Annotated in this window: 25 protein-coding genes and 1 other RNA gene; 11 read left to right on the top strand and 15 right to left on the bottom strand. The window is 68.9% G+C overall.

Going from position 1 to position 24940, the window contains the following annotated elements; translation table 11 throughout:
• Positions 1-215: DUF1176 domain-containing protein (locus AABN02_RS16305; RefSeq protein ID WP_338415971.1), on the bottom strand; the 215-nt coding region annotated here is incomplete at its 3' end.
• Between the two features lie 82 nt (positions 216-297).
• Complete coding sequence (locus AABN02_RS16300) at positions 298-897, bottom strand: hypothetical protein (protein ID WP_338415970.1); 600 nt, start codon at positions 895-897, stop codon at positions 298-300.
• 198 nt (positions 898-1095) lie between these two features.
• Here AABN02_RS16300 and AABN02_RS16295 point away from each other — a divergent pair, with 198 nt between their 5' ends.
• Positions 1096-1260, top strand: a complete 165-nt coding sequence (locus AABN02_RS16295; protein ID WP_338415978.1) for an undecaprenyl diphosphate synthase family protein — start codon at positions 1096-1098, stop codon at positions 1258-1260.
• A 79-nt stretch (positions 1261-1339) separates the two neighbouring features.
• Here AABN02_RS16295 and AABN02_RS16290 read toward each other — a convergent pair whose 3' ends face one another.
• The gene (locus AABN02_RS16290) at positions 1340-1669 is read right to left on the bottom strand and encodes an H-NS histone family protein (RefSeq protein ID WP_338415969.1); all 330 of its coding nucleotides are present in this window, start codon (positions 1667-1669) and stop codon (positions 1340-1342) included.
• A 98-nt stretch (positions 1670-1767) separates the two neighbouring features.
• On the opposite strand from AABN02_RS16290, the gene ffs reads away from it, so the two are divergent.
• An RNA gene (ffs, locus tag AABN02_RS16285) (signal recognition particle sRNA small type) lies at positions 1768-1866 on the top strand.
• Between the two features lie 91 nt (positions 1867-1957).
• Here ffs and AABN02_RS16280 read toward each other — a convergent pair.
• Positions 1958-3097 (bottom strand): class I SAM-dependent methyltransferase, encoded by a 1140-nt coding sequence (locus AABN02_RS16280; RefSeq protein WP_338415968.1) that lies wholly within the window; start codon positions 3095-3097, stop codon positions 1958-1960.
• Positions 3098-3207: 110 nt separating this feature from the next.
• Here AABN02_RS16280 and AABN02_RS16275 point away from each other — a divergent pair, with 110 nt between their 5' ends.
• The gene (locus AABN02_RS16275; protein WP_338415967.1) at positions 3208-3675 is read left to right on the top strand and encodes a universal stress protein; all 468 of its coding nucleotides are present in this window, start codon (positions 3208-3210) and stop codon (positions 3673-3675) included.
• Between the two features lie 39 nt (positions 3676-3714).
• On the opposite strand, the gene AABN02_RS16270 is transcribed toward AABN02_RS16275, so the two are convergent.
• Together AABN02_RS16270 and AABN02_RS16265 are read right to left on the bottom strand one after the other, a co-directional pair.
• Positions 3715-5397 carry an MFS transporter gene (locus AABN02_RS16270; RefSeq protein WP_338415977.1) on the bottom strand — a complete coding sequence of 561 codons (1683 nt, stop codon included), beginning with the start codon at positions 5395-5397 and terminating at the stop codon, positions 3715-3717.
• A 179-nt stretch (positions 5398-5576) separates the two neighbouring features.
• Complete coding sequence (locus AABN02_RS16265) at positions 5577-6359, bottom strand: hypothetical protein (protein ID WP_338415966.1); 783 nt, start codon at positions 6357-6359, stop codon at positions 5577-5579.
• On the opposite strand from AABN02_RS16265, the gene AABN02_RS16260 reads away from it, so the two are divergent.
• The gene (locus AABN02_RS16260) at positions 6358-6492 is read left to right on the top strand and encodes a hypothetical protein (protein WP_338415965.1); all 135 of its coding nucleotides are present in this window, start codon (positions 6358-6360) and stop codon (positions 6490-6492) included. The two genes, AABN02_RS16265 and AABN02_RS16260, sit on opposite strands and share 2 nt — an antisense overlap.
• Positions 6493-6677: 185 nt before the next feature.
• On the opposite strand, the gene AABN02_RS16255 is transcribed toward AABN02_RS16260, so the two are convergent.
• The gene (locus AABN02_RS16255) at positions 6678-7475 is read right to left on the bottom strand and encodes a gamma-glutamyl-gamma-aminobutyrate hydrolase family protein (RefSeq protein WP_338415964.1); all 798 of its coding nucleotides are present in this window, start codon (positions 7473-7475) and stop codon (positions 6678-6680) included.
• Between the two features lie 166 nt (positions 7476-7641).
• Here AABN02_RS16255 and folE point away from each other — a divergent pair, with 166 nt between their 5' ends.
• From folE to AABN02_RS16235, 4 genes are all read left to right on the top strand, one after another.
• On the top strand, positions 7642-8382 hold the full coding sequence (gene folE / locus AABN02_RS16250) for a GTP cyclohydrolase I (protein WP_338415963.1): 741 nt from the start codon (positions 7642-7644) through the stop codon (positions 8380-8382).
• Positions 8383-8387: 5 nt separating this feature from the next.
• A complete protein-coding gene (locus tag AABN02_RS16245) occupies positions 8388-8813 on the top strand; it encodes a BLUF domain-containing protein (protein WP_338415962.1) in 426 nt (141 codons plus the stop codon).
• Positions 8810-9634: a DUF429 domain-containing protein gene (locus AABN02_RS16240; RefSeq protein WP_338415961.1), complete on the top strand. Its 825-nt coding sequence runs from the start codon at positions 8810-8812 to the stop codon at positions 9632-9634. Before AABN02_RS16245 ends, AABN02_RS16240 begins: the two co-directional genes overlap by 4 nt.
• 92 nt (positions 9635-9726) lie before the next feature.
• Entirely contained in the window at positions 9727-10992 is a 1266-nt protein-coding gene (locus AABN02_RS16235; protein WP_338415960.1) for an SUMF1/EgtB/PvdO family nonheme iron enzyme, read from the top strand.
• Here the strand turns inward: AABN02_RS16235 and AABN02_RS16230 are convergent.
• The 3 genes from AABN02_RS16230 to AABN02_RS16220 are packed head-to-tail and all read right to left on the bottom strand — an operon-like array spanning position 10942 to position 15656.
• Positions 10942-13005: an EAL domain-containing protein gene (locus tag AABN02_RS16230; RefSeq protein WP_338415959.1), complete on the bottom strand. Its 2064-nt coding sequence runs from the start codon at positions 13003-13005 to the stop codon at positions 10942-10944. The genes AABN02_RS16235 and AABN02_RS16230 overlap by 51 nt on opposite strands.
• 8 nt (positions 13006-13013) lie before the next feature.
• Positions 13014-13613, bottom strand: coding sequence for a YfiR family protein (locus AABN02_RS16225; protein WP_338415958.1), 600 nt, complete (start codon positions 13611-13613; stop codon positions 13014-13016).
• A 15-nt stretch (positions 13614-13628) separates the two neighbouring features.
• Complete coding sequence (locus tag AABN02_RS16220) at positions 13629-15656, bottom strand: TonB-dependent receptor (RefSeq protein ID WP_338415957.1); 2028 nt, start codon at positions 15654-15656, stop codon at positions 13629-13631.
• Positions 15657-15894: 238 nt separating this feature from the next.
• Here AABN02_RS16220 and AABN02_RS16215 point away from each other — a divergent pair, with 238 nt between their 5' ends.
• The 3 genes from AABN02_RS16215 to AABN02_RS16205 are packed head-to-tail and all read left to right on the top strand — an operon-like array spanning position 15895 to position 19956.
• Positions 15895-18078 (top strand): TonB-dependent receptor, encoded by a 2184-nt coding sequence (locus tag AABN02_RS16215; RefSeq protein ID WP_338415956.1) that lies wholly within the window; start codon positions 15895-15897, stop codon positions 18076-18078.
• A gap of 23 nt (positions 18079-18101) precedes the next feature.
• Positions 18102-18899, top strand: coding sequence for a quinoprotein dehydrogenase-associated SoxYZ-like carrier (locus tag AABN02_RS16210; RefSeq protein WP_338415955.1), 798 nt, complete (start codon positions 18102-18104; stop codon positions 18897-18899).
• Between the two features lie 4 nt (positions 18900-18903).
• A complete protein-coding gene (locus AABN02_RS16205; protein WP_338415954.1) occupies positions 18904-19956 on the top strand; it encodes a quinoprotein relay system zinc metallohydrolase 1 in 1053 nt (350 codons plus the stop codon).
• Here AABN02_RS16205 and AABN02_RS16200 read toward each other — a convergent pair.
• The 5 genes from AABN02_RS16200 to AABN02_RS16180 form a co-directional block, all read right to left on the bottom strand.
• Entirely contained in the window at positions 19914-21062 is a 1149-nt protein-coding gene (locus AABN02_RS16200; RefSeq protein ID WP_338415953.1) for a substrate-binding domain-containing protein, read from the bottom strand. The two genes, AABN02_RS16205 and AABN02_RS16200, sit on opposite strands and share 43 nt — an antisense overlap.
• A gap of 37 nt (positions 21063-21099) precedes the next feature.
• Complete coding sequence (locus AABN02_RS16195) at positions 21100-21402, bottom strand: hypothetical protein (RefSeq protein WP_338415952.1); 303 nt, start codon at positions 21400-21402, stop codon at positions 21100-21102.
• A gap of 13 nt (positions 21403-21415) precedes the next feature.
• Positions 21416-21670 (bottom strand): MoaD/ThiS family protein, encoded by a 255-nt coding sequence (locus AABN02_RS16190; protein ID WP_338415951.1) that lies wholly within the window; start codon positions 21668-21670, stop codon positions 21416-21418.
• Between the two features lie 14 nt (positions 21671-21684).
• Positions 21685-23007 (bottom strand): FAD-dependent oxidoreductase, encoded by a 1323-nt coding sequence (locus AABN02_RS16185; RefSeq protein WP_338415950.1) that lies wholly within the window; start codon positions 23005-23007, stop codon positions 21685-21687.
• Between the two features lie 65 nt (positions 23008-23072).
• Entirely contained in the window at positions 23073-24920 is a 1848-nt protein-coding gene (locus AABN02_RS16180) for an aldehyde ferredoxin oxidoreductase family protein (RefSeq protein WP_338415949.1), read from the bottom strand.
• Positions 24921-24940 lie beyond the last annotated feature (20 nt).

Below are 24940 nucleotides of genomic sequence, written 5' to 3'. Positions count from 1 at the left end.
TGGCCGGGGCCGGCCTCGCGCCGGATGATCAGCGCGGCCCGGCCACCGGGCGGAGCGTCCTCACCCTGGCGACCGTAGCCCTGCGCCTCGCAGCGCCGCGTGTTGTCACAGCCGACCACCCAGTCGCGGAAGGTGTGCAGTGTCCCGAGTCCGTCGGCGGTCAAGGCCGTGCCGGAGAGCATCAGGAGGGCGGTGGCGAGCTGAGATCGGAACATGCAGGAAGCTTCAAATCGGAAATGGGATCAGTGGCAGGAACGGTAGCACCCTCGGCACCGGTGCTCGTCGGACCCATAACGATCAGCGTATCGCGGCTTGCAGCGAGCCATCCCCCCAGCCCTGCAACGGGCCCAGCGGATTGCGCCGGACCTCATATTCGTTGATGGTGGGCTGACCGCCGACCAGCTCGTACACCAGCAAGTCATCGACAAACACCAACAGCGCATCAACGCTCCAGCCCTTGGTGACCGTTTCGCGCTTGAAATTCAGCGAATCGATCCAGAAGTTGCCCACCCGGCGACGTTCGAGCTTCTTGACAGAAATGGCGTAGCCATTGCATTGCTTGCCGACATGGAGACAGTCTCGGATGCCTCGGTCGACGTCCTCCGGCTTGATCAGCGCGGCGGCAGCGAAGCGTTGCAACACGTCGGAAAAATGCAGCACGGTGATGGCCGGGTTCAGGTGCGGATCCAGCCCCTCGAGGTGCACCTCCGCGCGGGTGGCCTTGTAAGGCGTGATGGACGCGAGCGATTTCACCGCATCGTCGTAGCTGTTCCAATCAGAGACCACTTCGGTCTTGGCGGTCGGCAGCAACGAGGTGCAAGCCCCTGCCATCGCCGCAAGGCCCAAGAGGGCGAACAGGCGAATCAAGCGAATCAAGCGATTGCAAATATGCGGCATGAGTAGGGTTCACGGCAGGTTGGCACCGAGAACCGCCTGACTCTACGTACAGATGGCGACACCTTCTGTTCGATACCGAACACATGACTGCAACGCGCCACAGGTCCCATGCACAGGGTGGCGTTCGCCTATGTTCGTTATCGAACGGACATCAGGAGCCAGGATGCATACCGTTGACGCCAAGCCGCCCATGGCTGCCTGCGGTCGGCAGAGGTCTCGCGCATGGACATGATTGTCCGCTGGGGCGGCGGTCGCCGCTTGAGCGGCTTCTTGCTGGACGCGCTGTGGCCCGACTTCCAGCCGCAGCACCTTGACGCTGCACTGGCTTGGTTCGGTCAGCAGGACCGCACCCTCGGCGGCTGAAGTCGGTATCCAGGCGCCGAACACACCCGCTCGGTCCAAGCAACCGCCAAGTTCGACGTACTGTCAATCCGCATCTTGATCAAGTCGCCGACGAGGTGGCGTCCGTTTCAGCCGCAGGGATCTGCGGCAGCACCGTGCGGCGCAACTCGTCCACGGTGTAACCCTCCCTGATCAGCGCGTCACGCAGCCACTGCGGCTGCGTCCCCTGCCCGTCCCACACCTCCGCCGTCACCGGATGGCGATAGCGGATTTCGGCAGGTTCCCGCGAGCGCACGGGTTCGACGGGGCGTCCGCGCAACTCATTTGGCGTGATGCGCCAGAAGTCCATCAACTTCCGGATCTTGCGGATCGCGGCAATTCTTTCGGCGTCGTCTTCGAGATCAACGATCTGGCGTTCAGTATTCTTCATCGATGAATGACAGCCCTGCAAGCTGTAACAGAGATCGGATAATCGCACAGAACCGGATTCGGTACAGCACCCCGGCCAAGTCGATTACAATCCCGAGTGACGGGCCTCCCTGCATGGGGGCGCGGCCAAACGGGTCAGGTCGGGAACGAAGCAGCCCTAACCGTTAGCCTTCAGTGCCAGGGTTCAGGCTCGTCACCCTTCATCCTCCCCGCCATTCCTCGCGGGCTTTCAGGACTAGAAGGGCTTTTTACTTCCGAATCTCGTTCAATGCACGGCCCACGCCGCGCATCATGCCGCCGTGTCCGCCACGAGTTGCCAGAGCATGGTGACTTCTGCCGACCGGGCCGCATGCAGCGCATCCTCGGCGTCGCCGGCTTTCGGGTGGCGCGGGCGGATGGACTGGATGGCCAGCACCCGCAGCCCGGCCTGCGCGATCCACTCCAGCAACTGCGCCCGGCTGCGCAGACCCAAGTGCTCGGCCAGATCCGACAGGATCAACCAGCCCTGCCCGCCCGGGCTCAGGTGCTCGGCCAGCCCGGACAGAAAGCCTTTCAGCATGCGGCTGTCCGGGTCGTAGATGGCGTGCTCGATCGAGGAGCTGGGCTTGCCCGGCAACCACGGCGGATTGCACACGACCAGCGGTGCACGGCCCGGCGGAAACAGATCCGCCTTCACCAGTTCGACCTGCGCCGCGTGCCCGAGCCGCTCGAGGTTGTCCGCCGCACAGGCCAGCGCGCGGTCATCCAGGTCGGTGGCGACGATCCGCTTCACGCCCCGCTGCGCGAGCACCGCGGCCAGCACGCCCGTGCCGGTGCCGACGTCGAAGGCCAGCGCACCCGAAGGCAGCGGCGTTGCGGCCACGAGGTCGACGTATTCCCCCCGCACCGGCGAGAAGACCCCGTAATGGGCATGGACCCGCCCGCCGGTCGCCGCGATCGGCACCCCTTTCTTGCGCCATTCGTGCGCGCCCACCAGCCCCAGCAATTCCCGCAGCGACACCACGGAGGCCAGTCCATCCGGTGCGCCATAAGCCTCCGCGCAGGCCTGGCGCCAATCAGGTGCGCGGCGCAGGGCGATGCCGTAGTCGGCCTCGACCGGCATGACGATCGCCGACAGCAGGCGGGCGCGCTGGGCCTGCGCGAGCCGGTGGCGGTGGAACTGGTCGGTGAGCGACGCGGCGGCGGGCCTGGGGCCGGATGCCCGCTCGAGACGGCGGGTCATCGCCTGCAGCAGCAGCCGCGCGTTCTGGAAGTCGCCCCGCCACAGCAGCACCGCGCCCTCGCGCGCCAGGCGCAGTGCGTCGTCCGCACGGGTCTGGTCGTCGGCCACGACGACACGGCGTGGCACCGGCGCGCCGTTCTCGGATCTCCAGCGGGCGGTGCGGACTTGATCGTCTTCGGTCCAGGTCAACATCGGAGGCTGGGTCATGGCGGTGCGCAGCGCGCGGTCAGGAGTGGCTCAACTCGCCAGTATCGCCGGTGGTCGCCGGACGCCACAGGCGCTAGCATCGACGGCATGCCCACAACAGGAGTCACACCATGATCCGTACCCTTTTGCCCCTCGATGGCAGCTCTGAAGCACTGGCCGCCGTCCACCAGGCGCTGCAATTGCGCGCCCAGGGTCTGGACTTCACGGCCGTGCTGCTCAATGTGCAGGAGCCCCCGCACCTGTACGAGGTGGTGCTGGCGCCCGATGCCGATCTGATCGAGGGCGCCAGCCATGAGGCCGGTGAACACGCGCTGTCCTCGGCGCAGGCGCTGCTGGACGCGGCCGGCGTGGCCCATGAGTCGCTCGTGGTGACGGGCGACGCGGCGCAGCAGGTGGTCGAGCAGGCGGAACTGCTGGGCTGCGACCTCGTCGTGCTGGCCAGCCTGAGCCACTCGGTGACGCAGGCCGTGCAGCGCCACTGCCGCGTGCCGGTGCTGCTCGTGCCGCACCTGCTGCCGGAGGTGGAACCGGCCGACCTCGCCGATCAGGAAGACGAGGCCACCGCAGAGCCGACCTGAGCGCGGCTGCGCCCAGGCGGCCCGCTCACGCCGCTGGGCTCACTTGCGCAGGCGGTTGGGGTGCCAGTAGAGGAACTTGGCGTAGATGTCCACGTCCTTCGTCTCGCGGATGAAGAACATGCCGATCACGAAGGTGACCGCCGCCACCGCGATCGGATACCACAGGCCGTGGTACATGTCGCCGTTCTGGGCCACCATCGCGAAGGCGATGGTCGGCATCAGACCGCCGAACCAGCCGTTGCCGATGTGGTAGGGCAGGCTCATCGAGGTGTAGCGGATGCGGGTCGGGAACATCTCGACCAGCGTGGCGGCGATCGGGCCGTAGACCATCGTCACCAGCAGCATGAGCACCACCAGCACAGCGACCACCCCCACGTGGTTGACCTTGGCCGGATCCGCCTTCACGGGATAGCCCGCCGCCTTCAACGCGTCAGGCAGCAGCTCCTTGCGGAAACGCGAGATCTCGAAGAGGCTGTCTTTCTCGAAACGATCGCCCTCGGGGGTCAGGTGGCCGTTCGGTGGCGCCAGCACGACCTGGCCAATGTGCACCTCCGTGGACGAGCCGGAGGGCAGTGCCACGTTGGTGTAGCTGGCCGCCAGTTGTGCGAGCGTCCGCTTCGCGATGTCGCAGGACGAGGTGAAGTCGGTCTCCGTGGCGATGGGGCTGCCCTGGAAGGAGCAGGTCATCGGATCGGCCTTCACGACGATCTGGACACGCTCCTGCGCGGCGGCCAGATCCGGATTGGCCATGGCGGTCAGCATCTTGAACAGCGGGAAATAGGTCAGGCAAGCGATCAGCAGGCCGGCCATGATGATCGGCTTGCGACCAATCCGGTCCGACAGCGTTCCAAACACCACGAAGAACGGCGTGCCGATCAGCAGGGCCACGGCGATCAGGATGTTGGCGGTGGTCGAATCGACCCGGAGCACGCTCGTCAGGAAGAACAGCGCATAGAACTGTCCCGTGTACCAGACCACGGCCTGACCGGCGACCAGCCCGAACAGCGCCAGCACGATGATCTTGAGGTTCTTCCACTGCCCGAAGCACTCGGCCAGCGGCGCCTTGGAGGTCTTGCCCTCTTCCTGCATCTTGCGGAAGGCCGGCGACTCGCTCATCGAGAGGCGAATCCACAAGGACCCTGCCAGCATCACCGCCGACAGGCCGAAGGGAATGCGCCAGCCCCAGTCGGAGAACTGCGCCTCGCCCAGCAGGCTGCGCGTCGCCAGGATCACGACCAGCGCGAGGAACAGACCGACCGTGGCCGTCGTCTGGACCCAGGCCGTGTAGGCACCGCGCTGGTTCTGCGGTGCGTGTTCGGCGACATAGATGGCCGCACCGCCGTACTCGCCGCCCAGCGCCAGACCCTGCAGCATGCGCAGCAGCACCAGCGCGATCGGCGCAAAGGCGCCCGCCGTGCTGTAGGACGGCAGCACGGCCACCAGCGCGGTCGAGACGCCCATGATCACGATGGTCGCCAGGAAGGTGTACTTGCGGCCGATCATGTCGCCCAGGCCACCAAAGACCACCGCCCCGATCGGTCGCACGATGAAGCCGGCAGCGAAGGCCAGCAGCGCGAAGATGAAGGCGGACGTCGGCTCCAGTGCCGAGAAGAACTGCTGGGCGATGATCGCGGCCAGCGCGCCGTAGAGGTAGAAGTCGTACCACTCGAAGATGGTGCCGAGCGACGAGGCGAGGATGACCTTGCGCTCCTGCGCGGTCATCGGTGCCGGGGCATCGTGGTAATCGGCGTCGGTATCGACGGCGGCGTCACGGACGTCCTGCAGATTGGACATGCTGTTCTCCTGCCGGGGCGGACGATCGGGTCGCCCGCGCACACGGCGCTGTGGTCAATTCAAGGCAGAGGATGTCGGCACCGGGCCGCACCCGCTGGCCATTCGGATCAGATGCGCAGGCCCTTGATGGTGGCAAGCAGGCGACGGGGGGCAAACACCTTGGCCTCGGGCACGGCATCGGCCGCTTCCAGACCGCGCTTGAGGATCTGGTCCGCGCCCGCGCGGCCAAAGGCATCACCCAGCGCCAGATAGACCACACGGGTCAATTCGGCCAGTTCGGCGTGCGTGCCCGGCAATTGCCAGTCGTGCTGCAGCGCGCGGCTCCAGCCGCTGCGGAACTGCTGCCGCAAGGCGGGCGCCGCCATCGCGTCGTCCAGCCGCTGCAAGGCATCCTTGCGGACCTCGTCGAGCGCCTCGCGGTGGTACTGAAACACCTCGGCCACGATGGCACGCATCAGGGCGCCGAAGATCACCGGCGGCTCTTCCGGCTCCTGCACCGGCACGGGGGCGGCCGCCTGCGCCGCCGCAAGGGCCACCGCGACCGGATTGATCACCGGCGTGACGGCCGACACGGGTGGCGCTGCGGGCGGAGGTGGCGGTGGCGCGGATGCCCGGGCCGCGGCACGGGCCGCCTGCATGGCCGGCCACGGATCCAGCGGGAGGCGCTCCGAGCTTTCCCGCAACGCCTTGTAGAAACCGTTGTAGAGGCGTTTGACGGACGCCGCATCCAGCAGATTGCGCTGGGCGACTGCATCGACGAACGCGATGATGTCCGAGACGTTTTCCCCGCGCATCGACTCGTGCTGGAGCCAGAGTGCCTCGGTCAGCGCCGTTTCGTCGAGCAAATCCGAAAACACTGCCACAGCCGCACGGCGCCGGGTTGCTTGCATGTCGGCCATGGTCAGGCGTCCCCGCGTCTGTCTGGAATTGAAAATTTCATGCTATCTCTTCGAACGCCGCATGGTCGGCGTCAATATTGTCAAGAACGATGCTCAAGAAAAATCTGAAAACATTGAATCCTGACATAAATTCACGCGGATTTTCGGGTTCCCCCCTGAATCATGGAGCGGTACCAATTCGTTTATCACATTGGCAACGCCCTGGTGCCGGCACGAGCACACCGCGACGGCAGCCGCAGCCCCCGTGCATCGGGGCGGCCTGCACCGCTATATCGACAGACGCACCGGACTTTCAAGCCGGACGCACGCTCAGCCGCGGCGGCGCAGACAGGCCGACAGGAAGTCCGAGAGGATCGGATTGCCGTCCAGCTGCGTGGCGTAGCTCATCTGCTGGGCCATGAATTCCGGGTGCCACTGCATGCCGAAGACATAGCTCGGCCCGGTCCAGCGGATGGCCTCGATCAGCCCGTCCGGCTGGGCACGGGCTTCCACCGTCAGGTCGCGGCCCAGGTCCTTGACCGCCTGGTGGTGGATCGAGTTGATCGAAGCGGTGTCCACGCCGGGATACAGCGCCGACAGATGGGTCCCGGGGACGATGGCCATCTCGTGGAACTGCTGGTCGTACTGCTGCAGGTGCAGGTGGCGCACGGAGGACGGTGCCTGCGTCGGGATGTCCTGGTAGAGCGTGCCACCGAGGGCCACATTGATGAGCTGGCAACCCCGGCAGATGCCCAGCACCGGCTTGCCGGCCGCGACGAAGGCCTCGAAGAGATCGATCTCGTAGCGGTCGCGGATCCGGTCGCCGCTCCACTCCGGGCGCAGCGGGGTTTCGCCATAGCTTTCGGGCGCGATGTCGTTGCCACCTTGCAGCACCAGCCCGTCCAGATGGCTGGCGTACTCGGACAGGCTCATCTCGCTGCGTGCAATCATGCCGTCGCTCTCGATGGCGGGGATCATGACCGCCAGGGCCCGGCCACCCAGCACCCAGTGCGCCACCGACTGCTCCAGATAGTGCAGCGTGCGGGTGAACACCCCACCCAGATCGGCCACCGGCGTGTTGGGAAAATAGATGCGGGCGGAAATGCCGATCAGCGGAGGACGGGACATGGCGGTTCCTCGGATTCCATTTCAGTGCGTCCATTCTTGCAAACCCTAGGTCTCGCCTCCCGGCAATGTTGCGGATTTGTCCGGGTTAATCCATGTGCAGCCCGCCACGCGCATGAAAAACCGAGGCCTGCTAGGATTTCCTTCCACTCCGGACGCCCACCGAACGATGAACAGCCCCACCGACTCTCCCGCCACCGCATCGTCGGGCAACCAGGACCACGAGGCCGGACGTCCGATGTCCGCCGTCATCCGGGCCCGCATCCAGGCCGCCCATCGCCGCTTCCACGCCAACGACAACATCGCCGACTTCATCCAGCCCGGTGATCTGGAGGCCCTGCTGGACGAGGTGCAGGGGAAGATGGCCGGCGTGCTCGACAGCCTGGTGATCGACACTGTGAGCGACCACAACACCCAGGACACCGCCCGCCGCGTGGCCAAGATGTACCTGCAGGAGGTCTTCCGCGGCCGCTACGTGCCACAGCCGCCCGTGACCGAGTTCCCCAATGTGGAGCACCTGAACGAGCTGATGATCGTCGGCCCGATCACCGTGCGCAGCGCCTGCTCGCACCACCTCTGCCCGATCATCGGCAAGCTGTGGATCGGCGTCATGCCCAACGAGCACTCGGCGCTGATCGGCCTGTCCAAGTACGCCCGGCTGGCCGAGTGGATCATGAGTCGCCCGCAGATCCAGGAAGAAGCCGTCACCCAGGTCGCCGACCTGCTCAACGACAAGATGCAGCCCGACGGACTGGCCGTCATCATGGAGGCCGACCACTTCTGCATGGGCTGGCGCGGTGTCAAGGACATGGACTCCAAGATGATCAACAGCGTCATGCGCGGCTCCTTCCTCAAGGATCCGAACCTGCGCCGCGAATTCCTCTCGCTCGTCACCCACCGCAAAGGCTGAATCCCATGCTCGTCCGCCTGCTCTATGCCAGCCGCGCCGAAGCGGTCACGCCCGAGATGATCGACTCGATCCTCGCCCAGTCGCGCACCCACAACCCGGCCCTCGGCATCACCGGCATCCTCTGCCATGGTGGCAATGTCTTCATGCAGGTGCTCGAAGGCGGCCGCGACACCGTGAACCGCCTCTACAACGACATCGTCCGCGACGGGCGCCACCACGACGTGGTGGTCCTGCACTACGAGGAGATCACCGAGCGGCGCTTTTCCGGCTGGACGATGGGCCAGGTCAATCTGGCGCGCATCAACCCGGCGATCGTGCTCAAGTACAGCGACCGACCGGTGCTGGACCCCTTCTCGGTGTCGGGGCAGGCCTCGCTGGCCATGCTCGAAGAGCTGATCGCCACCGCCTCGATCGTCGGACGCACCGCTTGACGGCAGCCGCGACGCTGCCCCTGCGCGGCGTCGACTTCACCGGCCGCCCCACCCCGCGCAAGCCCATCACCCTGGCCGAAGGCCGTCTGGTCGGCGACGTGCTGCGCCTGGAGCGGCTGCGCGCCCTGCCCGACGAAGCCGCCTTCGCCGCCAGCCTGCGCGAGCCGGGGCCGTGGCTGGGCGGCTTCGACCTGCCCTTCGGTCTGCCGCGGGAGCTGGTCACCGCGCTGGGCTGGCCCGCCACCTGGGGCCCGCTGATCGCGCACTACCGGACGCTCGACCGCGCCGAGATCCGCGCCACCTTCGCCGCGTTCTGCAACACCCGTCCGGCCGGCGCCAAGTTCGCGCACCGGGCCTGTGACCGGCCGGCGGGTTCGTCCCCGTCGATGAAGTGGGTCAATCCGCCGGTGGCCTTCATGCTGCACGCGGGCGTGCCGGCGCTGCTGGACGCCGGCTGCACCCTGCCCGGCTTCCACGCCGGCGATCCGACCCGCACCGCGCTGGAAGCCTATCCGGGACTGCTGGCCCGCGAACTCCTCGGATCCCGCTCCTACAAGAGCGACGACCGCGCCCGCCAGACGCCCGAGCGGCTGCTGGCCCGGCGCGATCTGGTCGACGCGCTCGAGCAGGGCCGCACCCGGCTCGGACTGCGCCTGAAACTCACGGTCGCGCAGCACGACGCGCTGGTCGCCGACCCCACGGGCGATCGGCTGGACGCCGTGCTCTGCCTGCTGCAGGCCGGCTGGGCTTCCCGGCAGACGGACCGGCACGGCTGGCCGGAACATGTCGATCCCGTCGAAGGCTGGATCCTCACCGCCTGAGGCCGTGCCCCCTCGGACGCAGGGCCGCCGACCACCCGGACAGGCGCATCGCCGGTATCGCCGATTACCGTGAACAAGTTCACAATCGTTGCATGCCTCCCACCTCTGGCCTGTCCACGATGCTGATGCCCGCCGCAGACCTCGACCACCCGGTGACGATGCGCCATGCCGGGCGCGAGTTGCTGTCGCTGGCCCTGATCGACGCCCGCAACCGCAGCCTGCGCCTGTTCGCAGCCTTCGAGGCCGCCGCCCGGCCCGACGCGCTCGACGGCACACCGCCGCCGCTGCAAGGCTCGCCGCTGTGGTGGCTGGGACAGCTCGGCTGGTACCAGGAACACTGGATCGCCCGCAACGTGCAGCGCCACCGCGGCCGGCGCTGCGACGCACGCGGCATCCGGCTCGCGTCCATCGACCCGCGGGCCGACCTGTGGTGGGATCCACGCCTGCGCTCGCCCATTGAACGGGGCAGCACCGACCTGCCGCGGGCCGCCGCCGTGCGCCAGTACCTCGTCGACACGCTGGAGGTGACGCTGGAGCTGCTGATGGACGCCCCGGAGCAGGACGAGACGCTGTACTTCTACCGCGACGCGCTGTTCCACGAGGACCGGCAGGCCGAGCGCCTGATCGAGGCGGCGCAGATGCTGGACGTGCCGCTGCCGGAGGCCACCTCGCCCGGCGCCTGGGTGCCGCACCAGCCGCTGGCGGTCAGCGCCGGCCACTGGCACATCGGCATCGCGCCGGAACAGGGCGGCTACGTCTTCGAGAGCGAACGCGGCCGGCGGCTGGACTCCTGCCCGGACCACGACATCGACGCCCAGCCGGTGTCCTGGCAGCAGTTCCTGGAGTTTGTCGCGGACGGCGGTTACCGCCAGTCGCGCTGGTGGAGCCCGGTGGGCTGGGACTGGGTCTGTCGGCAGCAGCGCAGCGGCCCGGTCATGGTCGAGGACCCGGCCGATGGGCTGACGCAGACGCGCTTCGGGCGCGCCATCCGCGTGCACCCGAACCATCCCGTCGTCCACGTCAATCTGCACGAGGCCCAGGCCTGGTGCCGCTGGGCCGGGCGGCGCCTGCCCAGCGAGGTCGAGTGGACCCATGCCGCCGAGCGCCTGGACCGGCAGGGCTTCCGCTGGGGCGAGGTCTGGGAATGGACCGCGGACCGGCTGGCCGCGCTGGAGCCGGACATGGGCGACTGCAACCTGCCGCAGCGCGAGGCCTTCCTCGCCGCCTGCACCCAGCACCGCGTGCTGCGCGGCGGCGCCACGGTGACCCGGCCGCGCCTGCGCGACGCGCGCCACCGCCACCACCGCCTAGCCGAGGACCAGCACGGCCTGACCGGATTCCGCAGCTGCGCCCTGTGAGCTGCTCCAGTCGGCGAGGAAGGCCGGCACCGCCTCGACCCGCAGCGGCCGCGACACCAGATAGCCCTGCACTTCCTCGCAGCCCTCGTCGAGGAGCGCCACCATCTCGGCTTCGCGCTCCACACCTTCGGCCAGCGTCTTCATGTGCAGCCCAGCCGCCATGTCGATGATGGCGTGCACGATCACGCGGGCGTCCGGCTCGGTGGTGAGCGCCTTGACGAAGCAGCGGTCGATCTTGAGCTTGTCGAAGGGGAAGCGCCGCAGGTAGGCCATCGACGAATAGCCGGTGCCGAAGTCGTCCAGCGCGATGCGCACGCCCAGCCGGTTCAGGCCGTGCAGCTGCGCCAGCGTGGCCTCGGTCTCGTTGAGCAGCACCGACTCGGTGATCTCCACCTCCAGCCGCTCGGCCGGCAGTCCGGTGGCGTCCAGCACCCGCCCGATCAGCAGCGGCAAGTCCTGCGTCATCACCTGCACGGCCGACAGGTTCACCGCCACCGACAGGTGCGCCGGCCAGGTGGTCGCGACCATGCAGGCCTGCTCCAGCACCCAGGCGCCGATCTCGTTGATCAGTCCCGCGTCCTCGGCGACGGCGATGAACTCGTCCGGGCGCACATCGCCCAATTCCGGGTGTTTCCAGCGCACCAGCGCCTCGAAGCCGGTGACGGTGCGGCTGGCCAGTGCGACCTGCGGCTGGTAGACCACCGAGAGCTGGTCGAGCGTGATCGCCGAGCGCAGCGCCCGCTCCAGCTGCAACCGGCGCACGACGCCCGCGCTCATGCCCGCGTCGTAGAAACACGCCCGCCCGCGGCCGCCGGCCTTGGCGCCGTAGAGCGCCAGATCGGCGTTCTTGAGCAACTGCTCCGGCTGGTCGCCGTCGCGTGGCGCCAGCGCGATGCCGACGCTGACCCCCATCGGCACGGTCAGGCCCTCGATGTCCAGCGACGTGCACAGCGTCGCCAGCACGCGGTCGGCGATCCGCTGCACCTCCTGGGGATCGGCGACATCGCACAGGATCATCGCGAACTCGTCGCCGCCGAGCCGCGCCACCATGTCCCCCTCGCGCGACACCGCCTTCAGACGCTCGCCGACCAGCCGGAGCAGGTGGTCGCCTACGTCGTGGCCCAGCGCGTCGTTGACGGTCTTGAAGCGGTCCAGATCGAGGCACAGGATGGCGAAGGGGTGGCCGGACAGGCGGGTCAGCGCCTCGTCGAGCATCATCCGGAAGTGGTGGCGGTTGCTCAGGCCGGTCACGGCGTCCACGTGCGCCAGCGTGAACAGGCGCGCCTGCTGCCGCTGCAGCGCGGTGTCGCGCGCTTCCAGTTCACCCAGCAGGAGGTTGAACCCGTCGTACAGCGCGCCCACCTCGTCGCTGCGGCTGGTGCTGACGCGCGTCATGTAGGCGTGGGTGCGCGAGACGTCGTGCATCACGTCGGCCAGTCCGGTGATGGGCTGGACCATGCCGTCCTGCACCTTGACCGCGGCCGCACTGGCCAGCAGACCGATGACCGCCGCGCCCATCAGCACCAGCAAGGCGCGGGCGACCGTGGCGCTGAAGGCCGGCGCGGCATCGGTGCACAGGACCAGTTGCCCGACCACCGACCCGTCGACTTGCACCAGCTCGGCGGTGTGCACGAGCGAGCCGGCGGCCATGCCGCCAGCCGACTCCGCGACCAGCCGGAGGATGTCCAGCGTCGCGGGCGGTGCGCTGCCCTTGACCGCGTAGGTCGCGAAGACCTGGGAGCGCAGGTCCAGCAAGGTGGCCCAGCGCACCTCCGGCACGGCGCCCAGCCCTTCCAGCACCCGGCGTGCCGCGGCCGGGTCCTCGAAGGACAGCGGCGCCCGCACGTTCTGCGCGAGCACCCGCGCCAGTCCCTGCGCGCGCTCCTCGACCCGGTGGCGCGAGTCGTGGTATTCCAGCAGCGTCACCCCGACGAACAGCAGCAGCGAGGCCATCAGCGTCGAAGCGATCACCACCAGGCTGAGCTTGGTGCGCAGGCTCATCTTGTGCAGCATGTGCGCGATCACAGGGCGCCCTCGCGCCGGACCGAGCCGTCGAGCACGGTCATCGCCAGCGACAGCAGATCGGCCGAGAGGCGCAGCCCGGCCGTCTGCGCGACCGCCCGGTTGACCTCGAAGCGCAGACGCCCGCTCTGGCGGACCAGCCCGATCACACCGCCCTGCTGTGCAAACCCCGGCAGGTCACTGACCGTGAGCACCGGCAGACCCCCCAGTTGCACCAGGGACAGGCCCGATTCGGCGATGAAGAGCACGTGGCAGGCGCGCGCCTCGTCGAGCCGGTTCACCTTGCGCCACTGGATCGGCACACCCTGCAGCGGACGGCCTTCCAGCGCGCGGAAGGCCTGGGTCAGCTCCTCGCGCACGCCGAACTGGCACAGCAGCATCGCGCCCTGGCGTGCGGGCTGGCTGGCCGGTGGCCACTCGGTGAACTTGGCGAAGTTCAGCACGAAGGCCGCCTGCACCGCCGCTTCGTCCGGCGCCGCCTCGACCGCCCCGGACCGGCCGAGCAGGCCCAGCACGACGGCGCACGCCAGCCGGCTTGTCCAGCCCGCGCGGGATCGGCGTCCCCGGGTCGGCCGCGGTGCGGCGGAGGTGGTGCGCATGCCGGGCGTGGCCGTTCAGCGGCTGATTTCCATGCGCACGCCGAGGCCGGGACTGACGTCCACCGGCTTCGAATAGCCGATGTCCGGCTGGATCTCGACCCGGCGCGGGCCACCCAGGTTGTAGGCCCGGGCGCTCAGCACGGTGTTGCGGGCCACCGACCAGCGGGCGCTCAGATCGAGCAGCTTGCGGGCCGGGATGTAGCTGGCGGAGGTGGCGTCCCGGCCGCGCTCGCTGGTGTAGCGGGCCCAGGCGTCCACGCTCAGCAGCGGCGAGACGTCGTAGGACAGGCGCAGCGTCAGCAGGTGGCGCGGGCTCTGGGCCAGCGCTCCGCCGCGGCCGGCCTGGCTGTCCGGTACCTCGGTGCGCAGCCAGGTGTAGCCCAGCTGCTGGCGCAGCGACGGCAGCGGGCGCCAGTCCGAGGACAGCTCCAGCCCGGTCGCCGACGCCCGGCCGGGCGCGCGGCCCAGGGTGGCGTCGATGTAGGGGGTTTGCGCCATGACGAGCTGCGGATTGACCGGCGTGGACGAGCGGAAGCCCAGCGGGTCATAGATCTGGCGGAACAGGGTGGCGTCGACGGCCAGCTGCTCGTTCAGGCGGTTGCGCAGGCCGGCCTGCAGGGCGCGCACCGACTCGACCACCGTCGGCTGGTCCGCCCCCGAGCGCAGCAGGATCGGCAGCGGATTGCCCGCCACCCCGGGCGGGATGACCGCCACGGCCACATCGGCGTCTTCCTCGCCGCGCGAAGGCACCCGGATGGCACGGGACAGCGAGGACCACAGCGTCATGTCCGGCGTCTGTTTCCACGCCACCGCCAGACTCGGCTGGCTGCGTGTGCCGGCGAAGAACGTGTGGTCTACCCGCAGCCCCCCCACGATCGACAGCCGGTCGTCGAACCCCACCCAGCGGTCCTGCCCGAAGATGCGCCAGTCGGTCATGCGGCGCCGGGCAGGGTCGAACTTGCCGATGCCCTGGGTCTCGTTGTGGTCCTGGTAGAACCGGGTGCCGGCGCCCCAGGTGATCTGGTGCACCGAGTCGAGCGGCTGGAAGGTGTGCGACACCTCCAGGTCCGCGGTCTGGCTGTTGACACTCTGGGAACCCAGCTCCTCGCCGGATTCCGCCGCGACCAGACCCGACAGGGTCAGCTGCGAGCGTTCCTGGAGCCGGTGGGTCAGCGTGCCATGGGCATGCACACGGTCGATGGTCTGGGTCGTCGGCGATTGCAGCGAGTACGGCGGCGTCACCACCGGCCGCAGCCGCGTGTCGTCGACGCGGGAGTGCATCAGCTGCGCCTGGGCGGTGAGCTGGGTGTTTGCATCGACGTCGCGGTCGAAACGCAGTCCGGCGGTGCTGACCAGCGAGGCGTCGTTGGCGTCGCTGCCATCCGGCGCGGAGGAGCGGCCCGTGCCGTCGACCTGGGCATACAGGCGCCAGGCACCCTCTGCCGCCGAGCCGGTGCTGCGGCTGCCGTGCAGCAGCGCTGCACCCTCGCTGCCGACCTCCACGTCGAGCTGCTGGCCCAGGCTGTCCTGTGCCCGCCGGGTGATGATGTTGATGACGCCATTGACCGCGTTCGCGCCCCAGACCGCACCGGCCGGGCCACGGATGATCTCGATGCGCTCGATGTCGGCCAGCGGCACGCGCTGGGTTTCCCACATCACGCCGGAAAACAGCGGCGAGTAGATGCTGCGGCCGTCGACCAGCACCTGCAGCTTGTTGGAGAAGCGCCCCGCATCGCCGCGCACGCCCACCGCCCAGCGCGCGCCCGACAGCCGGGCCACGTCCACACCCGGCGCCAGCCGCAGCGCTTCCGGCAGCGAGCGCACGCCGGTGCGCAGGATGTCGTCGCGGGTGATGACGAACACCGGCGCAGCCACATCGCCCAGCCGGTCGCTGCCCCGGCTGGCGCTGACCACCTCGACACGCATCAGGTCTTCCAGGGACAGCTCTGCCAGGGCGCGCACACCACCGGCGTTCTGCCCCAGGGCCACGGGGGAAATCAGCGCAAGCGACGCCAGCGCGGTGAGCGTTCGGGATGGGTGCATGGTGTTCCAGGGCGGCATGCGGCCCTGCTCCGGACTGGTTCCTGCACATATCGGTTCCCGACCGGTCCGACTTGAATCGCGCAGCCGGCCTGGTCACCGAAGCGCCAGTTGTCACTTTCTGGCGCAGGCCGCAGGGCAGACCGGGTTAATGCCGACTGGCCTCGACCCGTGCGCAACGGGTACACCTGCACGCTGGGGTCACAGCGCTTGACCCGAACCACTAGCCGAACTCTTGCCCATGACGCCGATCTCCCACTCCGCCGCCGTTGCCCACGCCCGCCTGCGCCCGACGGCCGTCGCCGCCCTCGCCTGCCTGCTGTCCGGCCTGCAGGGCGCTGCCCTGGCCCAGGCAGCCGCCGATGCCACGCTGGAAACGGTCGTCATCACCGGCTCGACCCGTGCGCGCAAGCTGACCGAGGTGCCCTACGCCATCACCTCGGTCGGCGCCGAGGCGCTGCGCAACAGCGGACCGATGGTCAACCTGTCCGAGTCCCTGGCCCGCGTGCCCGGGCTGGTGGTGGCCAACCGCAACAACTACGCGCAGGACCTGCAGATCAGCTCGCGCGGCTTCGGCGCCCGCGCCGGCTTCGGCGTGCGCGGCCTGCGCCTGTACGCCGACGGCATCCCCGCCTCCATGCCCGACGGCCAGGGCCAGGTCGCGCATTTCGACCTCGCCGGGGCCGAGCGGGTCGAGGTGCTGCGCGGGCCGTTCTCGGCGCTGTACGGCAACTCCTCGGGCGGCGTGATCGCGCTGTTCTCGAAGCCGGTGCGCGAGCGGCAGTTCGAGGTCGGGGTGGATGCCGGCAGCTTCGGCCTGCGCCAGGGCCGCGTCTCCATCGCCGCGCCGCTGGACGATGGCTTCGACGTGTCGGCCAGCCTGTCCAGCCTGTCGATCGACGGCTTCCGCCCGCAGAGCGGCGCCGACCGCCAGCTCGCCAATGCCCGCCTGGGCTGGAAGGGCGACCATGACCGCGTGACCGTCACGGTCAGCGACCAGAACCAGACCGCCGACGATCCGCTCGGCCTGACCCGCGCGCAGTTCCAGGCCAATCCGGACCAGACCACGCCCGAAGCGGCGCAGTACGGCACGCGCAAGGTCATCCGCCAGACCCAGGCCGGCGCCAGCTGGAGCCACCAGTTCACCGACGCCGGCCCGCTCGCCAGCACGCAGCTCATGGGCTACACCGGCTCGCGCGGCGTGATGCAGTTCCTCGCCATCCCGCCCGCCACGCAGGCCAATGTCCGGCATGGCGGCGGCCTTGTCGATTTCGACCGGCAGTACAACGGCGTCGATGCCCGCGCGCTGTGGCACTGGGACGCAGTCGACCTGACCACCGGCGTCAATGTCGAGAAGCAGACCGACGACCGCCGCGGCTACAACAACTACACCGGCGCGGCCGCGACCCCCACCGCCCTCGGCGTGCAGGGCACGCTGCGCCGCAACGAGCAGAACCGCGCCGACACCCGCGAGGCCTATGCACAGGCCGACTGGGCCCTCGCCACCGACTGGCAGGCCAGCCTGGGCGTGCGCAGCGGCCGGGTGCGCATGCGGGTATCGGACAGCTACCTGAGCAACGGCGACGACTCCGGCACGCTGAGCTACCGCTACACCAACCCGGTGGCCGGCCTGCGCTGGCGCGCCAGCTCCGCGCTGACGCTGCACGCCGCCGCCTCGCGCGGCCATGAATCGCCCACGCTGGGCGAACTCGCCTACCGCCCCGACGGCACCAGCGGCTTCAACACCGACCTGCAAGCCCAGACCAGCCGCCAGTTCGAACTTGGTGCCAAGTGGCGCGCAAACGGTCTGGCGCTGGACGCCACGGTCTTCCGCATCGACACCGACCAGGAGATCGGCGTGGCCACCAACGCGGGCGGCCGGTCCTCCTTCCGCAATGTCGGCCGCACCGAGCGCTTCGGCGCCGAGCTGGGCGCGGGCTGGCGCGTCCTGCCGGGTCTGCGCGCGCAGGCGGCGCTGACGCTGCTGCACGCGCAGTACGCCGACGCCTTCGTCACCTGCACCGGCATCCCCTGCACGCTGACCGCCGCCACCAACACCACCACCGTGCCCGCCGGCAACCGCATTGCCGGCACGCAGCCCGCGTCCGCCTACGCCGAACTCGCCTGGAGCGCCCCGTGGAGCGCCGACGCCGAGGCGGCCGTCGAATGGCGCGCCCAGGGCCGCACGGTGGTGAACGACACCAACTCCGACTACGCCGGCGGCTACGGCCTGTTCAACCTGCGCTACAGCCACCGCTGGATCGTCGACGAGGCCGGCTCGCTGCAGCTGCTGGCGCGCCTGGACAACGTCGCCGGCCGGCGCGTCGTCGGCAGCGTCATCGTCAACGATGGCAACGGCCGCTACTTCGAGCCGGGTGCGCCGCGCAGCGCCCTGGTGTCGCTGCGCTACCTGCGGCGATTCTGAATCTGAACCGGAGCGCCACCGCCATGCCCCGCCGCCACCTGATCGCCGCCCTGCTGACGCTGTGGCTGGGCCACGGCCACACGGCTGCCGCTGCGCCAGACCCCTTCGAGGGCGATCCCTACCAGTCGCACCCCTGGGTCGACATGCGCAAGGAATACCTCGGCGCGACCGCGAAGACCGTGTTCGACGACCGGGTGCAGGTGCGCGGCCCCGCGTTTGCCGAGGACCCGATGAACGTGCCGATCACGGTCTCGGTCACGAACCTGCCCGGCGTGGACCGCATCGTCGTGCTGGTGGACCGCAACCCGATCCGCAAGGTGCTGGAGTACCAGCCGATGGACGCGCTGCCGAGCGTGTCCTTCCGGTTCAAGCTGGAGCAGGCCAGCCCGGTGCGGGCCGCAGTGCACACCAGCGACGGCCTCTGGCACATCGGCGGCACGCTGGTGGATTCGGCCGGCGGCGGCTGCACCGTGGCGGGGGCGACGCGCAAGGACGGCTCCTGGACGCAGACGCTGGGGCTCGTCAGCGCCCGGGTGTTCGATGCGACGCCGATTCCCGGCGAGGCCGCATCGGGTTCGCGGCTGCGCCTGAAGGTGATGCACCCGATGGACACCGGCCTGGTCGGCGGCATCCCGGCGTTCTATGTCAACCGCCTCTCGGTGCGCGACGAGCGTGACCGCGAACTGCTGCGCCTGCAGACCTTCGAGCCGGTCAGCGAGAACCCGGTGTTCTCGTTCGACTTCCCGGTCAAGCCGGCCGGCACGCTGCGCATCGTCGGCACCGACAACAACGGCAACCGCATCGACGCGAAGCTGGAGTGAGCGCATGACGAAGCCGGTCTACTCCACACCGCCCTCTTCGGCCTCGGTCTGGCTGCACACCCTCGTGCTCGCCATCGGTCTGGCGCTGCTGGCCGCCGTGCCGGCGCTGGTCTTCGCCGATGTGCCGAAGGTCGATCTGGCCCGTTTCGACTACGGCCTGCGTGCCCGCGCGCTGGCCGACGGGGTCTATGTGGTCGAAGGCGCCAACGACGACTTCTCGGTCGCCAACGGCTGCAACATCATCAACACCGGCTTCATCACGACCGGCGAAGGTGTCGTGGTCATCAACACCGGCACCAGCCGGCGCTACGGCGAGCAGTTGCGGGCGCTGATCGCGCGCACGACGACCGAGCCCGTGGTGCAGGTGGTGCAGCTCAACCTGCACCCGGACTATTTCCTGGGTAACCAGGGCTTCGCGGACGTGCCACGCACCGCCACGCCGGTGACCCGCGCCGGCGTTGCCCGCGAGGCCGCGGCCTACGAGACCAACCTCTACCGCCTCTGCGGCGACTGGATGCTCGGTACCGAGACCGTGGCGCCGGACCGTGACACCCCCGCGGCCCCACCGGGCGGCAGCGTCTGGAAGGTCGGCCAGCGCACGTTCGAGCTGCGCGAGTTCAGCGGCCACACCGCGTCGGACCTCGTGCTCGTCGACCGCACGAGCGGCGTGGCCTTCGTCGGCGGGCTGGTGTTCGTGCAGCGCATCCCGACCACGCCCCATGCGCAGGTCGGCCCCTGGTTGAAGAGTCTGGATGCGCTCGACGCGCTGAACCTGCGCACGCTGGTGCCGAGCCACGGCCCGGTGCAGACCACGCCCGAGGCCGCCCGCGACGGCATCGCGCAGACCCGGCGCTTCCTGCAGTGGATCGACCAGCACTTCAGCCGCTGGGCGGCGCAGGGCTGGGAGATGAACGAGGTGCTGCGGGCGCCGGTGCCGGCCGAGTTCCGGGACTGGGCGGCGTTCAAGTCCGAGTACGTGCGCAATGTCGCGCACCTCTACCCGGCCTACGAACGTCAGGTGCTCGCGCCGGCCACTGGCGCCGCTTCCAGCCGCTGAGCCTTCGCCGAGCGGTAGTTCCACCACGGCAAGGCCCGCACCAGCGACAGCACCTCGCCGGCACTGTCAGCGCCGGTGTAGCCGGGCAAGGCCTGCAGCGCCGTCTGCCAGTGTTCGCCATGCAGCACTTGGCGCAGGCGCAGCACGGCGGGGTGTTCCAGCGCGTCCTTCAGGCAGACCAGGAAGTAGTCCTCGGCGACGATGGGCACGAAGTCCAGCCCGAAGGCCTGCGCCGCGGCCTCGATGCCCATGCCCGCATCGCCGACGCCGCTGGCAATCGCCGCAGCGACCGCAAGATGGCTATCTTCGGACGGCTCGAAGTAGGTGGCGATGGCGCTGGGCGCGACGCCCGCCTGCTGCAGCAGGTGGTCGGTCAGCAGCCGGGTGGCCGAGCCTTCCTGCCGGTTGACGAAGCGCGCCGGGCTGCCGACCAGATCGCCCAGCGCGTGCAGACCCAGCGGGTTGCCGCGCGCCACCATCAGCCCCTGCGTGCGCTGCGTGCAGCCGATCAGCTTGTGCTGGCCCGGCTTGAGCAGCGGCTTGAGCGCACGCGAGAACAGCGGCGCCGCGGTGCGGATGCGCGGCACGTGGAAGCCGGCCACCAGACAGCGTCCTTCGGCCAGCGCCCGCAGCGCGTCGATGCTGCCGGCAAAGCGCAGATCGATGTGCAGGCGCTCGTCCGTGCTGGCAATCTCGCGCAGGTGCGGCAGCGCCAGGTCGTGGCTGGCGTAGATGGTCAGCACATGCTGCGAGCCGTCGAGCGCCTCGGTGAGCACCCGCTCCAGTTCGGCGCGCAGGGCCTCGATGTGCGGTGTCATGCGCGTGCGGGCGCGGGTCTCGGCCCACAGCAGCCGCTCGGCAAACGGCGTGAGGCGCGCGGGCTGGCCCTGGGTCCAGACGACGAGCGATTCGCCCATCGCCTCTTCCCACTGCTTGAGCGAGCCCCAGATGTGGCGGTAGGACGCACCGAGCGCCTTGGCCGCTTGCTGGATGGAGCCGTGCTCGCGCACCGCGCTCAGCAGGTCGAACAGGGGGTTCTGGACCTCGGCGCCGCGCTGGTCTGGCGGGCCGAAGGTGTATTGCAGATGGATACCGCGGGTTTTCATGGCCGTCACGATACCCCAGGGCCGAAGCCCGTGGCGTTCAACCGCCACCGCGCTGCATGTAGAGGTCGAAGTAGCGCATGAAGCGCTGGCGGGCGTCCTCGTCCACGGCCACGAAGCGGAAATGGATGGCCAGACGCGGCAGGCGCACCAGCGCGATCTGGCGTGGTGGCAAGGCGTGCCAGGCGATCTCCAGCGTGCCGGCGTCGATCACCACCTGCGCCGTACCGGGCGATGGCAGGCTCAGCGCATGGCCCCGCACCGCGCCCGGCAGCCACGCCAGCCACTCCGCCTCGGTGCAACCCTGGTCGCGTTCGAACTCGGCAGCGTAGTGGCCGATCACGGCGCGACCCCCCTCAACCGCCCGCGATCGGCGGCCAGATCGCCAGCACGTCGCCCTCGGCCAGCGTGCGCGTGGCGCGCTCGGCCGGGTAGATGTAGACGCCGTTGATCAGCACCAGGTGCACCAGATTCATCGGCAGGTTGAACGGCGCGATGATGGTGGCGATGGTCGACGCGGGTTCGATCTCCAGCGTCATCCAGTTGCTGGTGCGCCGGTCGGCCGGCAGGTAGTCGGTCAGCGAGGCGTAGAGCTTGAAGGTGATCTGCACGGACCCGACCCCACTCACCACTTGCCAGCGACGAACTGGTGCTGACCTTGCGCGCAGGCGATGTAGGCCTCCATCAGCAGCGTCGGGTCGGCCATCAGCTTGTCCTTCCACTCGCCCAGACGCACCTGGCCTTCGACCAGACCGCGCATCACGCCCACGTGCTCGGTCCAGCCGATCGAGTTGCAGCCAACCATCCGGTCGCCGTCGAACTGCAGGCTCAGGTGGCGGCCGGCCGGCAGGTCGGTCAGCTCCACCTGCTGGCCACCGGGCACACCGTCCCACTTGCCGAAGGAGGCCGAGATCATGCCCAGCGTGTCGAGCACGTTGATCTGCGTGACGCCCTTGAGTTCCGCCTTCTGGCCGACCATGTTCAGCGCCGCCACGCGCGCCTGCTCGGCCGCGTTGGGCTGGATGGCGCTGACGATGGTGGTGCCGCTGACCTTGTCGAAGGCTTCGGCACAGTCGCCAGCCGCGTAGATGCCCGGAACGTTGGTCTGCAGGTGCTCGTCGGTCAACACGCCGACCAGGCAGGTGATGCCCGAGTTCTGCAGGAAGCCGATGTTGGGCTTCACGCCGGTGGCGCTGATGACCAGATCGGCCTCCAGGTGCTCGCCGGTGGACAGGCGCACGGTCATCGCAGCGGACTTGTGTGCCGGCTTCATGCCCGCCATGTCGGCCAGCTTGTCGAGGATGCCCGGCTCGGGACGGTTGATCGCCTCGACACGGGCGCCGGTGTGGACCTTGACGTTCTTGGCCTCGCACCAGTCCTTGATCATGGTGCCCGCGGTGGGGCCCATCATGCGCGGCACCATGCGGTCGCCCATCTCGACGACGGTCAGCTCGACGCCGCGCATCGCCAGTGCTTCCATGATGATGCAGCCGATGAAGCCCGCCCCCATCTGCAGCACCTTGGCGCCGGGCTGGGCAAGTTCCATGATGGCGCGCGCATCCTTGAGCGTCCAGCAGGGGTGGACACCGCGGCCGTGGATGCCGGGGATGGGCGGCGTGGCCGGCGAGGAGCCGGTGGTGATGAGCAGCCGGTCGAAGACCACCGTGGTGCCGTCGTCCAGATCGACGGCACGGCCTTCGACATCGACATGCTTGGCACGGGCGCGGCGCAGCGTGATGCCCAGCGTCGCGTAGTGGTCGACGCCGTGGCGCAGGTGCGTGCCCTCTTCGCCGACCTTGCCGATGAGCAGGTAGGGAATCGCCATGCGCGAATACGGCGCTTCAGGCTCGTCACCGATGACGAGGATCTCGTCGTGCGGTGCGTGCTTGCGGATGGTTTCGGCGGCGATGATGCCGGCGGGGCCGGCGCCCAGGATCACGTGTTTCATGTTCGGTCTCTTCAAAAAACAAGGCGGTCTTCGACCGCCTTGTTGTTCAGTTCAGCACAAGCCGGTCACAGCCCCAGGCGCTCGCGCGTGGCCGCCTTGAGCTGGCCGTCGCCGTCCCAGCCGCGGATGTCGTAGTACTTCGGCAGCATCTCGGGCAGCTTGCTGACCAGGCCCTTGGCGGGACCCGTCTTGGCCGGCTCGTTGAGCAGGCGGGGGGGCAGCGTGTCGTCCTTGGAGGTGAAGCCAGCGCGGTTGTTGAAGTCGCGCTCCATGTTCCAGATCCGCTCGCCGATCATCGACAGGTTTTCCAGCGTGAACTCCTCGCCGCAGGCGGCAGCCACTTGCGGCTGCACGTCGGCCAGGCCCCAGGCGAAGCTGGTGAAGATGCAGATGCCGGCCGAGTCGAATGCCGCGGTGGCATCCTGGAAGGCCATCACGAGTTCCGGCTTGCCGTCCGCGACCAGCGGGTCGGTCTTGACCGGGATGCCCAGCACTTCCGACGCCACGGTGTAGCTGCGCAGGTGGCAGGCGCCGCGGTTGGACGTGGCGTAGGTCAGGCCCATGCCCTGGATGCCGCGCGAGTCGTAGGCCGGGAATTCCTGGCCCTTGACGCTCATCGACAGCTCGGGGTGGCCGTACTTGGTGCACAGGCGCTTGCTGCCCTGGCCGATCTCGATGCCGAAGCCTTCGCCCTTGGCCGTGATCTCGGCGAAGTGTGCGAGCGCCTGGGCCGAGCCGAACTGGGCGTCGATGCCGAGCTGCTCCTTGGTGAGAATGCCCATCTGGTACAGCTCCATCACCGCGCCGATGGTGGCGCCGAAGGTGATCGGGTCCATGCCCTGTTCGTTGCACAGCACGTTGGCGTACTGCAGCGCGTCCAGGTCCTTCACGCCGTTGGCAGCACCCAATGCCCAGGCCGCTTCGTATTCCAGGCCGCCCGAGGCGCCCCAGTACTGCGGCTTGTTGTCCACGGTGAAGTGGTTCTGGTCGATCTTCTGGATGCGGCCGCAGGCGATGGTGCAGCCGAAGCAGGCCTGGTTGGTCACCAGCGGCTTCTTGCCATCGGTCGCACGCGGGGTGGCCATGGCTTCCGCACCGATGTCCTTGGCGCCCTCGAAGGCCACGTCCTGGTGGTTGCGGGTCGGCAGCGCGCCCATTTCGTTGATGACGCTCATCAGCACCTGGGTGCCGTAGGTCGGCAGGCCTGCGCCGGTCACGGCGTTGTCCTGCAGGATCTTCTTCTTCTCGTAGGTGACGCGCATGAACTCCTTGGGGTTGGCAATGTTGCCCACGCCCTTGGTGCCACGCACGGCGATCGCCTTGAGGTTCTTGCTGCCCATCACGGCGCCGACGCCGGAGCGGCCAGCCGCGCGGTGCAGGTCGTTCACCACGGCGGCGAACAGCACCTTGTTCTCACCGGCCAGACCGATGGACGAGACGCGCACCAGCGGATCCTGGTGGCCCTTCTTGATGATGCCTTCGGTCTCCCAGACCGACTTGCCCCACAGGTGGGCGGCATCCTTCAGTTCGGCCTTGTCGTCCTCGATCGACAGGTACACCGGCTTGGCCGAGGCACCTTCGAAGATGACCATGTCCCAGCCGGCCATCTTCAGCTCGGCGCCCCAGTAGCCGCCCGAGTTCGAGCAGGCGATGGCGCCGGTCAGCGGGCCCTTGGTGACGACCGTGTAGCGGCCACCGGTCGAAGCCATCGTGCCCGTCAGCGGACCCGTGGCCCAGATGATCTTGTTGTCGATGGACAGCGGGTCCACCTTGGCGTCGATTTCCTCGACCAGATACTTCGTGGCCAGACCACGCGAGCCGAGATACAGCTTGGCCCAGTCCATGCGCAGCGGCTCGGACGTGACGGTGCCGGCGGTCAGATTGACGCGGAGAATTTTTCCTGCCCAAGACATGATGTGTGTGCTCCTTGTTT

Origin of the sequence: uncultured Sphaerotilus sp., from assembly GCF_963924895.1 — a bacterium.
Taxonomy (GTDB): domain Bacteria; phylum Pseudomonadota; class Gammaproteobacteria; order Burkholderiales; family Burkholderiaceae_C; genus Sphaerotilus.
This window is presented reverse-complemented; position numbering and strand designations above follow the sequence as displayed.

Bases quoted from the DNA above. Each gene is read 5' to 3' on its own strand.
- AABN02_RS16255 (WP_338415964.1), bottom strand. From the start codon at position 7,475: ATGTCCCGTCCTCCGCTGATCGGCATTTCCGCCCGCATCTATTTTCCC.
- AABN02_RS16230 (WP_338415959.1), bottom strand. From the start codon at position 13,005: ATGCTGCACAAGATGAGCCTGCGCACCAAGCTCAGCCTGGTGGTGATC.
- AABN02_RS16290 (WP_338415969.1), bottom strand. From the start codon at position 1,669: ATGAAGAATACTGAACGCCAGATCGTTGATCTCGAAGACGACGCCGAA.
- folE (WP_338415963.1), top strand. From the start codon at position 7,642: ATGAACAGCCCCACCGACTCTCCCGCCACCGCATCGTCGGGCAACCAG.
- AABN02_RS16265 (WP_338415966.1), bottom strand. From the start codon at position 6,359: ATGCAAGCAACCCGGCGCCGTGCGGCTGTGGCAGTGTTTTCGGATTTG.
- AABN02_RS16205 (WP_338415954.1), top strand. From the start codon at position 18,904: ATGACGAAGCCGGTCTACTCCACACCGCCCTCTTCGGCCTCGGTCTGG.
- AABN02_RS16275 (WP_338415967.1), top strand. From the start codon at position 3,208: ATGATCCGTACCCTTTTGCCCCTCGATGGCAGCTCTGAAGCACTGGCC.
- AABN02_RS16245 (WP_338415962.1), top strand. From the start codon at position 8,388: ATGCTCGTCCGCCTGCTCTATGCCAGCCGCGCCGAAGCGGTCACGCCC.
- AABN02_RS16300 (WP_338415970.1), bottom strand. From the start codon at position 897: ATGCCGCATATTTGCAATCGCTTGATTCGCTTGATTCGCCTGTTCGCC.
- AABN02_RS16270 (WP_338415977.1), bottom strand. From the start codon at position 5,397: ATGACCGCGCAGGAGCGCAAGGTCATCCTCGCCTCGTCGCTCGGCACC.
- AABN02_RS16235 (WP_338415960.1), top strand. From the start codon at position 9,727: ATGCCTCCCACCTCTGGCCTGTCCACGATGCTGATGCCCGCCGCAGAC.
- AABN02_RS16210 (WP_338415955.1), top strand. From the start codon at position 18,102: ATGCCCCGCCGCCACCTGATCGCCGCCCTGCTGACGCTGTGGCTGGGC.
- AABN02_RS16220 (WP_338415957.1), bottom strand. From the start codon at position 15,656: ATGCACCCATCCCGAACGCTCACCGCGCTGGCGTCGCTTGCGCTGATT.
- AABN02_RS16215 (WP_338415956.1), top strand. From the start codon at position 15,895: ATGACGCCGATCTCCCACTCCGCCGCCGTTGCCCACGCCCGCCTGCGC.
- AABN02_RS16225 (WP_338415958.1), bottom strand. From the start codon at position 13,613: ATGCGCACCACCTCCGCCGCACCGCGGCCGACCCGGGGACGCCGATCC.
- AABN02_RS16260 (WP_338415965.1), top strand. From the start codon at position 6,358: ATGTCGGCCATGGTCAGGCGTCCCCGCGTCTGTCTGGAATTGAAAATT.
- AABN02_RS16280 (WP_338415968.1), bottom strand. From the start codon at position 3,097: ATGACCCAGCCTCCGATGTTGACCTGGACCGAAGACGATCAAGTCCGC.
- AABN02_RS16200 (WP_338415953.1), bottom strand. From the start codon at position 21,062: ATGAAAACCCGCGGTATCCATCTGCAATACACCTTCGGCCCGCCAGAC.
- AABN02_RS16185 (WP_338415950.1), bottom strand. From the start codon at position 23,007: ATGAAACACGTGATCCTGGGCGCCGGCCCCGCCGGCATCATCGCCGCC.
- AABN02_RS16180 (WP_338415949.1), bottom strand. From the start codon at position 24,920: ATGTCTTGGGCAGGAAAAATTCTCCGCGTCAATCTGACCGCCGGCACC.